The organism is Streptomyces armeniacus (genome assembly GCF_003355155.1).
Lineage (GTDB): Bacteria > Actinomycetota > Actinomycetes > Streptomycetales > Streptomycetaceae > Streptomyces > Streptomyces armeniacus.
In genome coordinates this window covers 2,320,454-2,334,410 of record NZ_CP031320.1, presented here as the reverse complement: position 1 = coordinate 2,334,410, position 13,957 = coordinate 2,320,454, and the positions used below count along the sequence as shown (strand labels likewise).

The following is a 13,957-nucleotide window of genomic DNA, read 5'->3' as shown; positions in this document are numbered from 1 at the left end:
CCCGGAAACGACGGACTCCCGCCGTTCAGCTGTCGGTCATCTGTTCCCCGGTTGCGTGTATCACACACGCGGGAACGTCTTCGCAGTCCGTGCACAGACCGACGCGAGGAGTTTCCGATATGCCGATCCGTCCCATCGCCGTTACCGCCGGTGCGCTGCTGGGCATGTCCGCCCTCTTCTCCACCGCCGCACCGGCCTTCGCGGACTCCCGGGCGGCCGGGGAGGGCGCGCCGGTCCCCGTCGCGCACCGCGGCGCGTCCGGCTACGCCCCCGAGAACACGCTCGCGGCCGTCGACAAGGCGGCCGAGCTGGGCATCGAATGGGTCGAGAACGACGTACAGCGCACCCGCGACGGCGAGCTCGTCGTCATGCACGACACCACCCTGGACCGTACGACGGACGCGGAAGAGGTCTTCCCGGACCGCGCCCCGTGGAACGTCGCGGACTTCACCGCGGACGAGATCGCGCGGCTGGACGCGGGCAGCTGGTTCGGCGAGGGGTACGCCGGGGCCAAGGTGCCGACTCTCAAGCAGTATCTCGACCGGGTCAGCGCCCACGACCAGAAGCTGCTGCTGGAACTGAAGAAGCCGGAGCTCTACCCCGGCATCGAGGGCGAGACGCTCAAGGAGCTCAGCAACGAGGGCTGGCTCGACGGGCGGCACGTCAAGGACCGGCTCGTCATCCAGAGCTTCAACGCCGAGTCGGTGGCCCGCGTGCACATGCGGAAGCCCGCAGTGAAGACCGGCTTCCTCGGCACGCCCGACACGAGCGACCTGCGCAAGTACGGGCGGTTCACGGACCAGATCAACCCGAGCCACACCACCGTCTCGAAGGACTACGTGGACGCGGTGCACGACGTGCGCGGCGCGCACGGCAAGCCGCTGGAGGTCTTCACCTGGACGGTGAACGACGCGGCGGGCGCGCGTGCGGCGGCCGACGCGGGGGTGGACGGGATCATCTCCAACTTCCCGGACGTGGTGCGCGACGCGGTGGCGGAGTGACGGCGGACGGCTGAGCGCGCCGCTGTCCGCCCCGTTGGCGGGGCGGGCCTCGTTGCCGGGCGAGGCCTCGTCGCCGGGGCGAGGCCTGGTTGTCAGTGGCGAGCCTCGTTGTCAGTGGCGGCCCGTAGGGTTCGGAGCGTGACGAACACCACGACAGCCTGGGCCTGGACACCGTACGACGCCCCCATCGGACCGCTGCTGCTGGCGGCGACCGGTGAGGGGCTCATACAGGTCGTCTTCCACGCCGGCCCGGACATCACCGAGCGCGCGCTGACCCGGCTGCGCGGCCGGTTCGGGCCCGCCGTGGGAGACGGCGCGGACACCCCGGACGGCGCCGACATATCCGGCATATCCAGTGGCTCCGGCGCTCCGGCCGGGCCGCTTGCCCGGCTGGCTGAGGCGGCCGAGCAGCTGGACGCGTACTTCGCGGGCACCCTGCGGACGTTCACGCTCCCGCTGGACTGGTCACTGACCGGCGGCTTCAACGAGCGGGTGCTGCGGGAGCTGGCCACCGGCGTGCGGTACGGCGCGACCGTCGGGTACCAGGACCTCGCCGACCGGGTCGGCGAGCCGGGCGCGGCCCGCGCCGTGGGCGTCGCGATGGCCGCGAATCCGCTGCCTGTCGTCGTGCCCTGCCACCGCGTCGTGGAGAGCGGCGGTGGCATAGGCGGGTTCGGCGGCGGACTCGAGACCAAGCGGACGCTGCTGGCACTGGAGGGCGTGCTCCCGGAGCCGCTGTTCTAGCGTGAGCCGCTTCCGTACGGGGGTGTGCTCCCGTACGGAAGGCCGTGCTTCCGTACGGAGCGGCTGTACCGGGGGCTGGTTCAGCGTGCGCCCCCGGCCGGGTTCCGTCGGATCCGTCAGACCTTCACGCCGTGCTTGTGCAGGAACGGCATCGGGTCGAAGCCGGAGCCGTACGCGGCGGTGGTCCGGATCTCGAAGTGGAGGTGCGGGCCGGAGGTGTTGCCGGAGTTGCCGGAGTTGGCTATCCGGGTGCCGGTGTTCACGTCCTGGCCGACCTGCACGTTGATCTTCGACAGGTGGGCGTACTGGCTGTACTTGCCGTTCGGGTGCTCGATCACGACGTTGTTGCCGTACGCGCCGCCGTTCCCGGCCTCGACCACGGTGCCCTTGTGCACGGACTTGACGGGCGTGCCCGTCGGGACGGCGAAGTCCTGCCCGGAGTGCTTGGCCGACCAGCGGTCGCCGCTGTTGCCGAAGGACGCGGTCAGTGTGTACGGCTTCGAGACCGGCTTGACCCAGGACGCCGCCTTCTTCGCGGCGGCCTTCTTGTCGTCCGCCGCCTTCTTGGCGCCGGCCTCGGCGGCCTTGTACTGCGCGTCGGACTGCTGCTTGGTGGCCTTGGCCAGGTCACCGGCCGCACTCGCCGCAAACGCGTCCTTGGGTGCGGGGGCCGCGGGCTGCTCGGCCGCGGCCGCGACGCCGGCCCCGAGCGCCAGGGAGGCGCACAGGCCCGAGGCGAGAAGCGCGACCTGACCGCGGGGATGGTTCATGAGCGTGGTGAGCGAGACCTTTTTGGGCATGCCGGTGCTACCTCCGAAGAATTCTGGGTAATCCCTGACTGCGAGCAGGGCTCCACCTTGGTAACGCGACATTCCGGCCCCGCCCAAAACCGGCGGATACTAGGCCGCCCCGTATCCGAATGAGGAGAATGGCGTCCTTTTACGCGGGCACCGGCGGATTCCGCGCCCGGTCGCCGGAGGACCTTTCTCCCCCACCCCGCACCTGAACTGGCACAATCGGACTTTCCGGGCACCGTGCCGCACCGCCCGAGGTCACCACCCGGCCGGACCGAAGGTCCGGGACTTTGGTCCCACGGGCTTCCTATTCCGGCTCGTAGTCACGAAAAGGCTGTGCCGCACCTCACCAGCCGGAGCGACAGAGAAGACCGCGCGGGCCCCTTTCTGTGACCTGGCGCACCCGAATTCTGTGACCTGGCGCACGCTCTTTTTTGTGACCTGGCGCACCCGATTCCGGGCTGGCAGACTGACCGGCCGTGACCGACACCCGCGATTCCGCCGACGCTCCTGACAGGAAACCGGCGGCCACGGACTCGGCGGCCACGGAGCCGCGGGCCGCCGCACCGCCGGGCCCGGAGGGCCTGGCCGCGCTGCGCCGCCGCGTGCACGCCGTGCTGGTCGTGAGCCAGATACTCGGCGGCCTCGGCGTCGCCACCGGCATCGCGCTGGCCGCCGTACTGGCCGAGGACATCAGCGGTTCGGAGGGGCTCGCCGGGCTGGCCTCCACCTCGTCCGTCGTCGGTACCGCCGTGCTGTCGCTCCCGCTCGCCGCGCTGATGGCCGCGAAGGGCCGCCGCCCCGGCCTCGCGCTCGCCTACCTGATCGCCGCCGTGGGCGGCGCGACCGTGGTCGTCGGGGCGATGCTGGAGAACTTCCCGGTGCTGCTGGCCGGGATGGCGGCGTTCGGCGCGGGCTCCTCGGCCAACCTCCAGGCGCGGTTCGCCGCCGCCGACCTCGCGGAGCCGGATCGCCGCGCCCGCGCGATCTCCACCGTCGTCTGGGCCACCACCATCGGCGCCGTACTCGGCCCGAACATCGCCGCCCCCGCCGGGCGCAGCGTCTCCGCCCTGGGGCTCGGGATACCCGCGACGGCGGGCCCGTTCCTGTGGGGCACCGGCATCTTCCTGATCGCGGGCGCGCTGGTGCAGCTGCTGCTGCGCCCGGACCCGCTGCTGACCGCCCGCGCGCTGGCCGCCCGGGAGGCCGAGGAATCGGCCGGTACGGGGAAGCCGCCCGCGGAGGACGGCCGTTCGCTACGGGCGGGCATGGCCGCGGTCGCCGCCTCGCCGCGCGCCCGGCTGGCGCTGGTGACGATCGCGGGCGCGCACACGGTGATGGTCTCGATCATGGTGATGACGCCCGTCGCGCTGAGCCATCACGGCGCGGACATCGACCTGATCGGGCTGGTGATCAGCGGCCACATCGCGGGCATGTACGCGCTGTCGCCCGTCATGGGCTGGCTCGCCGACCGGCTCGGCCGGCTCAGCGTCATCGGCCTCGCGATCGGCCTGCTCGTCTGCGCCGCGGCCCTCGCGGGTACGGCCGGCGCCGACCACTCGCGGTCGGCCGCCGGCCTCGCACTGCTCGGTCTCGGCTGGTCAGCGGCCCTCGTCGCGGGCTCCGCGCTGCTCACCGACTCCGTGCCGCAGCCCGCACGCGCCGCCGTACAGGGCCTGTCGGACCTGACGATGAACGCGGCGGCCGGCGCGGGCGGCGCACTGGCCGGAGTGATCGTCTCCCAGGCCGGTTACGGGTGGCTCACCGCGGTCTCCGCGGCGCTCCTGCTGCCCGTGGCCGCGCTGGCCTTCGCCGGCACGCTCCGGCGGGCGGCGGCCCGTACGCGCGAGGGGGCGCGGGACCGTACGCGCGGAAACGGAACGGACCGTACGCGCGAGGGCGGGCCTGACCGTACGCGCGAGGGCGGGCCTGACCGTACGGGCAGCGAAGCCGGACCGGCCGCGGACGCCGCGGCCCTCGCGCCGCCGGCCGCGGAATCGCCCCCTCCGTCTCAGCGCGGGTAGAGCTGGAACGACACCCCCCGCTTGCCCCCGAACCGCTCCCCCACCTGCTCCATCGCCGGCACCAGGAACGACCGCGCGTACGCCGCCGGCTCCTGGTCGCTGAGCGCCGTGAGATACGCGCGGTGCTCCGCCAGCGAGGCCACGGCGCGCTCGACCGACTCGTCCCCGACCGCCACCGCGTGCGTCGGCTCCGGCGACGCCGCCACCGCGACCCAGCGCACCCCGCCCCAGGGCTCCACGCCCTCCAGCTCCAGCTGCTCGGTGAAGATCCACCGGTTGCCGGCGTCCCCGACCGCGTCCAGCGTGGCGCGGCCCACGGCGCGGTGGTCCGGGGTGTTCCAGGCGACGCCGCCGAAGGTGTCGTGGTGGTTGAGGGTGATCACCAGCTCGGGCCGGAACGCGCGCACGGCCCCCGCGATGTCCCGGCGCAGCGCGACGCCCTCCTCGATCACGCCGTCCTTGTGGTCCAGGAACTTCACGTCGCCGACCCCCACGACGCCCGCGCTGGCCAGCTGCTCCGCCTCGCGCACCCGTGCGGACTCGCCCGGCTCCAGCCCGTCGATACCCGCCTCGCCGCGCGTCACCAGCAGGTAGCCGATCTCCCGTCCGGCGGTGGTCCATTCGGCGATGGCGGCGGCCGCGCCGTACTCGAGGTCGTCCGGGTGTGCGACCACCGCGAGGGCGCGCCCCCAGTCCTCCGGCATGGGCTCCAGCTGCCGCTGCTGCTCACCGAGTACGGCGTCCTGCTGGCTCATTTCGCGTCCTCCACACGTTGTTCTCGACAGAACGCCGGCCATGAGACCGCGTTCCCGGGGTACCGCTCACGGTGTCCGCCGGACCCGCTCCGACTCACCCATTGGCTCACTGATCGGCTCCCACTATCGCCGATTCCGGGGTGTGGCGGTGGGCATTCCCCTTCGCAGCTGAACACTGAGACGGTGGCCACCGGTACGGCCGCGTCACGCCGCCGCACCGGCCGCCCCTTCCCCGTCTCCTCCCCTTCCCCGTCCGTCCACGACCGCCCCGGGCGGCCAGGTGTCACAGGGAGCCATCACAAGGCAACCACCCCCAAGCCATACCCAGGGCCACTGGATCCTCCGGACCGTACGACAGCCCATCCGACCCATCAACAACGTAGGACCACCCCTCTCCCGCCCGCCCGGCGCGGTCTCCGGCGGTCGTACGGGGTCAGGCGCGGGGGCGGTTGCCGTGGGCGAAGGAGGCGGATTCCGGGCCGCGGAGCGGGGCGGGCTGGCGTTCCAGCTCCGTGAGGGCCCAGCGCAGGTCGTCCAGGAGCAGGTCGGCGAGGTCGTGTGTCAGCCCGTTGCGTACGACGAAGCGGAGGGCGGCGAGGTCCGTACGGTGTTCCGGGAAGGTGTACGCCGGGACGAGCCAGCCGCGTTGGCGCAGGTGGGCCGAGACGTCGAAGACCGAGTAGCCCGCGATCTCCGGGCGCAGCGCGCAGGCGAAGACGGGGAGTTCGTCCCCGTGGGTGAGCAGCCGGAACGGGCCGAGGTGGCCGATGCGGGAGGCGAGCGTCGTGGCGACGTCGCGGCAGTAGTCCTGAACGCGGCGGTAGCCGTCGAAGCCGAGGCGGAGGAACGTGTAGTACTGGGCGGCGACCTGGGCGCCGGGGCGGGAGAAGTTGAGGGCGAACGTCGGCATGTCGCCGCCGAGGTAGTTGACCCGGAAGACCAGGTCGTCCGGCAGTGCCGCCGTGTCGCGCCAGACGATCCAGCCGACGCCGGGGTAGACCAGCCCGTACTTGTGCCCCGAGGTGTTGACCGAGGCGACGCGCGGCAGCCGGAAGTCCCAGTCCAGGTGCGGGTCGCAGAACGGGGCGATCATCGCTCCGGACGCGCCGTCGACGTGTACGGGGATGTCGAGCCCGGTCTCCCGCTGCAGCGTGTCGAGCGCGGCGCAGATGTCCGCGACGGGCTCGTAGCTGCCGTCGAAGGTGGAGCCGAGGACGGCGACGACGCCGATCGTGTTCTCGTCGCAGTGTGCGACGGCCTGTTCGGCGGTCAGGTGGAGCCGGTCGCCCTCCATGGGGACGAGGCGGGGTTCGACGTCCCAGTACGCGGCGAACTTGTCCCAGCAGATCTGCACGTTCGCGCCCATCACCAGGTTGGGCCGCCCGGCCGGCGGGCGTACGTGTACGCCCGCGCGCGTACGGGCCTGCTGCCAGCGCCGTTTCAGCGCCAGCCCGGCCAGCATGCAGGCCTCGCTGGAGCCGGTGGTGGAGCAGCCGGGTGCCTCGGCGGGCTCGGGCGCGTGCCACAGCTCGGCGAGCATCCGTACGCAGCGTTGCTCCAGGGCGGCCGTACGCGGGTACTCGTCCTTGTCGATCACGTTCTTGTCGAAGCACTCGGCCATGAGGCGGTCGGCCTGGGGCTCCATCCACGTGGTGACGAAGGTGGCGAGGTTCAGCCGGGCGTTGCCGTCGAGCATGAGCTCGTCGTGGACGATCTGGTACGCCAGTTCCGGGTCCATCTCGCCGTCTGGAAGCGCCTCTCGCGGCACCTCGGGCGGTTCCGAGGCGAACATCGGGTTGAACGCCAGCACCGGGCGGTCGCCCCCGGACCTGCGGTGCCCGCCGTTCCTGCGTGACCTGGCCACGCTCACCACGGTAGGGCGCCGCGCCGGATCCCGCGCGGGGAGCGGGCCGCGCGCCCCGGGCCGCACGCCCCCCGGCGCCGCCGCAGTCCGCCGCCCCCGCCCCTACGCGCCCGCCGTGACGTACTGGTGCAGGTGTCCGGAGCCCTCCAGCATGGCGGTCGCCCGCGCCGTCAGGCTCTCCTGGCGCCGGGCGAGGGCCGCGCGGAGCGCGTCGCCGCTGCCGGCCTGGCGGAGGTCGTCCAGGACGGGGCCGATCTGGGGCAGCGGGTAGTGGCTCTGGCGGAGCATGTGGATCATGCGCGCGTCCCGTACGTCGGCCGGGCCGTACAGCCGGTACGACGTGCCCGGCGTGCGCTGCGGCGTGAGCAGCCCGGCGGATTCCCACACGCGCAGCGCGGAGGTGCGTACGCCGAGGTGCGCCGCCACCTCTCCGATGCGCAGGCCGGTGGGGGACTGCGCCGGCTCCGCGGACTCCACGCCCTGCTCCACGCCCTGCTCCACGTCCTGTTCCGCGACGGCCTCCAGCGCCTCGCCCGTGGCGCGCAGCGCGCGCTGCTGCTCGTGCAGTTCGGCGTGGGCGGCGTTCACGTGGGTGAGGGCGCGCGGCAGGTCCCCGTCGTGCACCGCCCGCATGATCGAACGGGCGGCGGCCGTCCCGTACCCCCGGGCGAGGGCCCGGTACGTGAGCAGCGCCCGCCGGTGCCGGTCCTCGAGCCTGCGGTAGCCGGAGGGCGTACGCCGTGCCGGGGGCAGGATGCCGGCGTCCTCGTAGTTGCGGACGAGCTGGGTGGAGACACCGGCCTCGCGCGCCAGGTCGACGGGGCGCAGCTCCGCGCCTTGACAGCTCATGGGTTCCACCCCGGTTTGAGGGTTTACGGCTCAACTGCCCACCGTACCGCGGCCGCAGCGCACAAAAGTCCCCACAAGCACTTCAATGAAACACTTGAAGGTATGAATGTCAGCGACAGGAACGACGGGAACCGCCCGGTGGTCGAGGTGCGCGGACTGCGCATGCGCTACGGCACCACCGACGCCCTCGACGGCGTCGACCTCCGGCTCGACCGCGGCGAGGTGCTGGCCCTGCTCGGGCCGAACGGGGCGGGCAAGACGACGACCATCGAGATCCTGGAGGGGTTCCGGCACCGTTCGGCGGGCGACGTACGGGTGCTCGGCAGCGACCCCGAGCACGGTGACGAGGCGTGGCGTGCCCGTCTCGGTGTCGTGCTGCAGTCGTGGCGCGACCACGGCAAGTGGCGCGTACGGGAGTTGCTGGACCACCTCGGGCGCTTCTACGCGCCGTACGGCACTCCGGAGCGCCCCCGCCCGTACGACACGGACGAACTCATCGCCCTCGTCGGCCTGTCCGGGCGGGCGGGCAGTACGGTCGGCACGCTCTCCGGCGGGCAGCGGCGCAGGCTGGACGTGGCCGTGGGGCTGGTCGGCAGGCCGGAGCTGCTGTTCCTGGACGAGCCGACGGTGGGCTTCGACCCGCAGGGGCGGCAGGAGTTCCACGAACTGGTGCACCGGCTGGCCGCGGCGGAGGACACGACGATCCTGCTGACCACGCACGACCTGGACGAGGCGGAGAAGCTGTCGGACCGCATCGTGATCCTGGCGGGCGGCCGGGTCGTCGCGGAGGGCAGCCCGGCGGAGCTGGCGCGGCGGGTCGCGGGCGCGGACGAGGTCCGCTTCAGCAGGGACGGCGAGTCGTACGTACGGTCCGTGCCGGACGGTACGGAGTACGTGCGCGGGCTGTTCGCCCGCCACGGCGCGGGCATCGGCGAGCTGGAGGTGCGCCGGGCGCGGCTGGAGGACGTCTACCTGGCGCTGGTACGGGACTTCGAGTCCGGGCAGCGTACGGCGGCCCCCGCGGAGCTGACGGCCACGTCACAGGCGGCGGCTGTGGCGGACGCGGCGGCTGTGGCGGACGCGACGGAGGTGGCGCCGTGAACGCGGGCACCGCGGTGGCCGTACGCGCCGGACTGCAGCGCGGACGCATCGAGTTCAGGCAGTACGCGACGAGCGGGCAGGACATCTGGTCGGCGCTGTTCACGCCCGTCGTCTCGCTGATCGTGATGTACGTGCTGCGGGACAGCACGGTGCCCGGCACGGACTTCTCGCTGGGCACGCAGTCCGTGCCGGGCATCCTCGGGCTGAACGTGGTGCTCACCGGGCTGGTCGGGCTGGCCATGGCCCTCGCCATGGACCGCGAGGACGGCACGGTGCTGCGCGCGAAGGCGACACCGAACGGCGTGCCCGGCTATCTGACCGGCAAGGTGGTCTCGCGGGCCGCGGTCACCGTCGTGAGCCTGTTCGTGGCGCTGGTGCCGGCGGCGTTCCTCTTCGACGGCATGGAGCTGGGCGGCGCGGCGTCGTGGCTGACGCTGGCCTGGGTGCTGGCGCTGGGGCTGGCTGCGACGCTGCCGCTCGGGGCGATGGCCGGGGCGCTGGCCGGCAGCGTGCAGAGCCTCGGTTTCGTGTGGCTCCTGATGATGGGGCTGGTGGGGGTCTCGGGTGTGTTCTACCCGGTCACGGCGCTGCCCGGCTGGCTGCAGCTGGTGGCGCAGGTGTTCCCCGTGTACTGGCTGGGGCTGGGGCTGCGTTCGGCGCTGCTGCCGGACGCGCTGGCGGCGGCGGAAGCCGGCGACTCGTGGCGGCACTTGGAGACGGCCGGTGTGCTCGGCGTGTGGGCGGTCGTGGGCCTGCTGACGGCGCCCGCCGTACTGCGCCGGATGGCGCGGCGGGAGTCCGGCGCGGCCGTGGCCGCCGGGCGCGAGAAGGCTCTGCAGCGGCAGGTGTGAAGAGGCAGCGGCAGGTGTGAGGGGCGGGCCGGGCGGCGCGGCAGCGGCCCGCCGCCCGGCCCCCTCACCCCGGGCGGCTGAACCACCGTGGCGACGGCGGTGCCGCCGTCAGGCGCGGATGCTGCGTCCCGTGTGGTGGAAGAACACGTCGTCCAGGGTGGGCGGCGTCGTGGACACCGCGTGCACCGCGATGTCCCGCGCGGCGAGCGCCACGCACAGCTGCGGAATCCACGTGGCGCCCTCACCGACCCGTACGGTGACGCCCGCGTCGGCCTCGTCGGGTACGGCGGCGTCCCCCGCCACCGCCGGGCTCAGCCCGAAGGTGTCCCGCAGGATGCCGGCCGTCGCCGCGTCGTCGGACGTACGCAGCCGGAGTCGGTCGTCGGCGATCTCCGCCTTCAGTTCGCGCGGCGGGCCCTCGGCGACGACGCGGCCCGCGTCGATGATGGCGATGCGGTCGCAGTGCTCGGCCTCCTCCAGGTAGTGGGTGGTGAGGAACAGCGTCGTACGCCGCTCGGCGCGCAACGCGTGCAGGTGGTCCCAGATCTGGGCCCGCGCGTGCGGGTCGAGGCCGACGGTCGGCTCGTCCAGGAACAGCACGCGCGGGTCGTGCAGCAGGGCCCGCGCGATCTCCAGCCTCCGGCGCATGCCGCCGGACAGGGTGCGCACCGGCGCGCGCTGCCGGTCGTCGAGACCGGCGAGCGCCAGCAGCTCCGCCCCGCGCGCCCCCGCTGCCGCGCGGGACAGGCCGTACAGGCGGGCGTGCACGTAGAGGTTCTGGCGCGCCGTCAGATTCGAGTCCAGCGCGCTGTGCTGGAACAGCAGGCCGACGGTGCGGCGTACGCGCTGCGGCTCCGTACGGACGTCCGCGCCGCACACGTGCGCTTCGCCGGCGGTGGGGCGGGCCAGCGCGCACAGGAGGGAGATGGTGGTGGACTTGCCGGCGCCGTTCGGGCCGAGGAACGCGAAGGTCTCGCCGGGGCGTACGGCGAGGTCCACGCCGCGTACGGCCTCGGTGCCGCCCGGGTACGACTTGGCGAGGGCGCGGGCGTGGATCGCGTACGGGTGCCCCGGCTCGTGCCCGTGCCCGTGCCCGTGCTCGTGCCCCTGCTCGTGCCCCTGCTCCTGGCCGGGTTCGCGCTCCCGCCCGTCCGCGGAGGTGGTCCGCCGCGCCGGGGAGGTGCGGGGGCGGGTGGTCACGGGCGCCTCCGCGGCGGGACGGCCAGCACCGGCGTGTAGTAGTCCGCGGCCTGCGGTTCGTCTATCGGCGTGCCGTCCACCGCGACCCAGGCGTGCGCGGAGAACGGCTGGGTGCGTACGCCCGTGCACCACGTCGGCCACACGCCCCGCAGCCGGCACAGCAGGGCGGTGGCCAGGGAACGCTGCAGACAGCCCTGCGGGCTGGTGCACCGGCGGCTGACGGTGACCACGGCCAGCCGCGCGTTGCTCGCCTGCCCGGCGGTGGCGGGTGCGGCGCGGCGGCGCAGCGTACGGAGCACCTGGCCGATGCGGTACGGCGGCAGCGTGGCGAGCAGGCGGGCGGCGGCGACCGCGAGGAGGGCGGACGGGCGGCGGCGGAAGGGCAGCCGGTCGTGGGTGGGGAGGACGACGTCGTAGCTCATGTGCGGCTCTCCTGGTCCGGCTTCCGGTTCTGCGTCCGGTCGCGGTTCCGGTTCCTGTTCGGTCCGCTGCCGCTGCCGCGGCCCGGACCTCGTTCCCGTGCGCCGTCGCGCGGCTGCGCCAGCCCTGCGTCGTGCAGCTGCCGGATCAGCGCGGCGACGTCGCTGTCCGCGCGTTCGGCGGCCGCCGGATGACGGGCGGCCAGCAGGGCGGCGGCCTGCTCGGCGTCCGCGCCGTCCAGCAGGGCGTGCAGGACGAGGGTCGCGGTGGTGTTCATCTGCCAGTACGCGCCGGTGCGCTGGTCCAGCAGCACCATGCCGTCGGCCGTAGGCGTCGCGGTGATGTGCGGCCGCAGGACGAGCGGCGTGAGCGGATCCGGCGAGGCGGATGAGGAGGACGGTGTGGACGAGGTCGTGGTCATGGCAGCCCATGCGTCTCTCGGTTCAGTGCGGAACGGGGTCGGGCACCGTGCCACTGCCGGTGTGGGGTCCGGCAGTGGCACGGGCGTTGAGGGAGCGCAGCCACGCCTCGCAGGCCAGGGTGGCGTCGAGCCCCGACAGGGCGGTGTTGTCCTTGTGCGGGCGCAGCAGTGCGCGCCGCAGCGTCGCGTCGTCGATCAGGCCGTGCCGGGCCAGCTCCGATCCGTCGAACAGGGCGAGCAGTTCGGCGCGGTGGCGGCGCAGGCCCGCGTAGTAGTCGGCGCCGAACGCGCCCTTGGTCGTACGGTGCAGCAGTTCCTCCGGAACGATGCCGCGCATGGCCGCCGCCAGCAGCGGCTTGAACCGCCACGGCGAGTTGCGGTCCTCCAGCCGGACCGCCAGGGCCGCGCTGAGCACGTGGTCGTCGAGGTAGGGCACGGCGAACGGCGGGCCGCCAGGGGAGCCTCCCGGGCCGGAGGACGCGGGGGAGGCGTTGACGCGGTTGGCCTGGCGTACGGAGGCGCCGGTGCAGCGTGCCATCAGTACGACGCCGTGCTGGGCGCGCCCGTCGGCGAGCGGTTCGACGGGGTCGGCCGGGTCGGTGGCGATGGCGCGGAGCAGTTCGCCGGCCGTCTCGGCGGCGTCGTCCGTCACCCAGTCCGGCAGCCGCAGCAGCGGCGACCAGGCGAACGACACGTGCCGCAGGCCGGGCCGCGGCGCCCGCAACCGTAAGGCCTGGTCGGCGAGTTCGTGACCGGGCGTACGGCTGTCGGCGAGCGCACGCGCCAGCGCGGGCGCCGACCAGCGCCCCAGCGTGCGGTGCGCGCGGAGATAGCGCAGGGCGGTGCGCGGGTGCGCGCGGAACAGGTCGTGGAGGTAGGTGGTGTCGGGCCGGAACAGTTCGTCGCCGCCGTGCCCGGCCAGATGCACCCGCGAACCCTCCGCGGCCATCGCCCGCACCGCGTGCGCGAGCCGCGCCCGCGTGCGCATCCACGCGAACGGCGCCTCCGGATCGGCGGCCGCCGTGTCCGGCCCGAGCCCGGCGAACATCGCGGCCGTACGGTCCGGCCGGTGCACCCTGTGGTGCGCACGCGGGAGGAGCGCCGCGGCCCGGTCGGCGAAGTACGCGTCGTCGTTGCCCGCGTCCCGCTCCGCCATCCGGAACGTCACCAGCTTCGCCGGGCCGCGGCCCGCGAGGAACGCGAGGCTCGTGGAGTCCATGCCGCCGGACAGATCCGTACTGACCGTGCCGCCGTGCGTCGTACGGGTCTGCACCGCGGCCGCCAGCGCGTCCCGTACGGCCGGTGCGCCCTCGGTGAGCGGCAGCGCCGGCTCGGGCGCGGTCCAGCGGCGCCGTTCGGCGGCGGTGCCATCCTGGGCGAGCTCCAGCCAGTGGTCGCCGGGCACCGCTCGTACGCCGCGCCACGGCGTCGTCTCGTGCAGCGGGAACGGCGCGGTCATGTTGGCGAGCCGCAGCGCCAGCCAGGACGGGTCCCAGTCGGCACCGGTCAGCCGGGCCAGTACGAGCGCCGAGTCGGCGGCGATCACGGCGTCGCCGACCCGTGCGTGGAACACGCGGCGTACGGACGCCAGCGTGCCCTGTGCGCGCACCCGGCCGTCGACCGAGGCGAGCAGGTGGAAGCAGCCCGGCAGCCTGGCCACCGTTCTGTCCATGTCGTGCACTGAACGGGCCCCGCGCAGCCGCTCGCGCAGCGATCCGACGGTGGCCGGGGAGCACCCGGCCACCGCCAGTCGCACCGTGCCCGCGGTCGCGACGGTCACCTCCCGCTCCGGCCACCGGCCCAGCAACCAGGGCCGCCCGGAGGCGTGTTCGATGACGTCGCTCGCCAGCGGGCGCAGAGCGCGCGCCGCGGCGAGGCCGGTGTCGCTGTCCGGGAGGACCGCGAACCATTCCTCACCCATGCCGGCTCCTGT

At 73.8% G+C, this 13,957-nt stretch carries 13 protein-coding genes; 5 read left to right on the top strand and 8 right to left on the bottom strand.

Annotated features, from left to right (window positions below; all coding sequences use genetic code 11):
- Positions 1–119 precede the first annotated feature (119 nt).
- Entirely contained in the window at positions 120–1,001 is an 882-nt protein-coding gene (locus tag DVA86_RS10185; protein ID WP_208877549.1) for a glycerophosphodiester phosphodiesterase, read from the top strand.
- A gap of 138 nt (positions 1,002–1,139) precedes the next feature.
- Positions 1,140–1,745 (top strand): methylated-DNA--[protein]-cysteine S-methyltransferase, encoded by a 606-nt coding sequence (locus DVA86_RS10180; RefSeq protein ID WP_208877546.1) that lies wholly within the window; start codon positions 1,140–1,142, stop codon positions 1,743–1,745.
- Between the two features lie 116 nt (positions 1,746–1,861).
- Here DVA86_RS10180 and DVA86_RS10175 read toward each other — a convergent pair whose 3' ends face one another.
- Positions 1,862–2,545: a M23 family metallopeptidase gene (locus DVA86_RS10175; protein ID WP_208877544.1), complete on the bottom strand. Its 684-nt coding sequence runs from the start codon at positions 2,543–2,545 to the stop codon at positions 1,862–1,864.
- Between the two features lie 473 nt (positions 2,546–3,018).
- Between DVA86_RS10175 and DVA86_RS10170 the strand changes: the two genes are divergently transcribed.
- Positions 3,019–4,563: an MFS transporter gene (locus DVA86_RS10170; protein ID WP_425470800.1), complete on the top strand. Its 1,545-nt coding sequence runs from the start codon at positions 3,019–3,021 to the stop codon at positions 4,561–4,563.
- Here DVA86_RS10170 and DVA86_RS10165 read toward each other — a convergent pair.
- From DVA86_RS10165 to DVA86_RS10155, 3 genes are all read right to left on the bottom strand, one after another.
- Positions 4,551–5,318, bottom strand: a complete 768-nt coding sequence (locus DVA86_RS10165; protein ID WP_208877543.1) for a PIG-L deacetylase family protein — start codon at positions 5,316–5,318, stop codon at positions 4,551–4,553. The genes DVA86_RS10170 and DVA86_RS10165 overlap by 13 nt on opposite strands.
- A 433-nt stretch (positions 5,319–5,751) precedes the next feature.
- On the bottom strand, positions 5,752–7,110 hold the full coding sequence (gene gad / locus DVA86_RS10160; protein ID WP_208884569.1) for a glutamate decarboxylase: 1,359 nt from the start codon (positions 7,108–7,110) through the stop codon (positions 5,752–5,754).
- 174 nt (positions 7,111–7,284) lie between these two features.
- Positions 7,285–8,031: a MerR family transcriptional regulator gene (locus DVA86_RS10155; RefSeq protein WP_208877541.1), complete on the bottom strand. Its 747-nt coding sequence runs from the start codon at positions 8,029–8,031 to the stop codon at positions 7,285–7,287.
- 102 nt (positions 8,032–8,133) lie between these two features.
- Between DVA86_RS10155 and DVA86_RS10150 the strand changes: the two genes are divergently transcribed.
- Entirely contained in the window at positions 8,134–9,132 is a 999-nt protein-coding gene (locus tag DVA86_RS10150) for an ABC transporter ATP-binding protein (RefSeq protein WP_222623308.1), read from the top strand.
- The gene (locus DVA86_RS10145) at positions 9,129–9,983 is read left to right on the top strand and encodes an ABC transporter permease (protein ID WP_245996469.1); all 855 of its coding nucleotides are present in this window, start codon (positions 9,129–9,131) and stop codon (positions 9,981–9,983) included. Before DVA86_RS10150 ends, DVA86_RS10145 begins: the two co-directional genes overlap by 4 nt.
- Positions 9,984–10,091: 108 nt before the next feature.
- On the opposite strand, the gene DVA86_RS10140 is transcribed toward DVA86_RS10145, so the two are convergent.
- The 4 genes from DVA86_RS10140 to DVA86_RS10125 all read right to left on the bottom strand — a co-directional run bounded on the left by DVA86_RS10140 (position 10,092) and on the right by DVA86_RS10125 (position 13,945).
- Positions 10,092–11,039, bottom strand: a complete 948-nt coding sequence (locus tag DVA86_RS10140; RefSeq protein ID WP_245997576.1) for an ABC transporter ATP-binding protein — start codon at positions 11,037–11,039, stop codon at positions 10,092–10,094.
- A gap of 140 nt (positions 11,040–11,179) precedes the next feature.
- The gene (locus DVA86_RS10135) at positions 11,180–11,605 is read right to left on the bottom strand and encodes a lasso peptide biosynthesis B2 protein (protein WP_208877539.1); all 426 of its coding nucleotides are present in this window, start codon (positions 11,603–11,605) and stop codon (positions 11,180–11,182) included.
- Positions 11,602–12,024: a lasso peptide biosynthesis PqqD family chaperone gene (locus DVA86_RS36080; RefSeq protein WP_208877537.1), complete on the bottom strand. Its 423-nt coding sequence runs from the start codon at positions 12,022–12,024 to the stop codon at positions 11,602–11,604. The genes DVA86_RS10135 and DVA86_RS36080 overlap by 4 nt, the downstream gene beginning before the upstream one ends.
- Before the next feature lie 22 nt (positions 12,025–12,046).
- Positions 12,047–13,945 carry an asparagine synthase-related protein gene (locus DVA86_RS10125; protein ID WP_208877536.1) on the bottom strand — a complete coding sequence of 633 codons (1,899 nt, stop codon included), beginning with the start codon at positions 13,943–13,945 and terminating at the stop codon, positions 12,047–12,049.
- Between the last annotated feature and the right edge of the window lie 12 nt (positions 13,946–13,957).

What these genes read in the sequence shown, in the direction of transcription:
- DVA86_RS10135 (WP_208877539.1), bottom strand. Translation starts at nt 11,605, where the DNA reads ATGAGCTACGACGTCGTCCTCCCCACCCACGACCGGCTGCCCTTCCGC.
- DVA86_RS10125 (WP_208877536.1), bottom strand. Translation starts at nt 13,945, where the DNA reads ATGGGTGAGGAATGGTTCGCGGTCCTCCCGGACAGCGACACCGGCCTC.
- DVA86_RS10165 (WP_208877543.1), bottom strand. Translation starts at nt 5,318, where the DNA reads ATGAGCCAGCAGGACGCCGTACTCGGTGAGCAGCAGCGGCAGCTGGAG.
- DVA86_RS10185 (WP_208877549.1), top strand. Translation starts at nt 120, where the DNA reads ATGCCGATCCGTCCCATCGCCGTTACCGCCGGTGCGCTGCTGGGCATG.
- DVA86_RS36080 (WP_208877537.1), bottom strand. Translation starts at nt 12,024, where the DNA reads ATGACCACGACCTCGTCCACACCGTCCTCCTCATCCGCCTCGCCGGAT.
- gad (WP_208884569.1), bottom strand. Translation starts at nt 7,110, where the DNA reads ATGTTCGCCTCGGAACCGCCCGAGGTGCCGCGAGAGGCGCTTCCAGAC.
- DVA86_RS10150 (WP_222623308.1), top strand. Translation starts at nt 8,134, where the DNA reads ATGAATGTCAGCGACAGGAACGACGGGAACCGCCCGGTGGTCGAGGTG.
- DVA86_RS10155 (WP_208877541.1), bottom strand. Translation starts at nt 8,031, where the DNA reads ATGAGCTGTCAAGGCGCGGAGCTGCGCCCCGTCGACCTGGCGCGCGAG.
- DVA86_RS10175 (WP_208877544.1), bottom strand. Translation starts at nt 2,545, where the DNA reads ATGCCCAAAAAGGTCTCGCTCACCACGCTCATGAACCATCCCCGCGGT.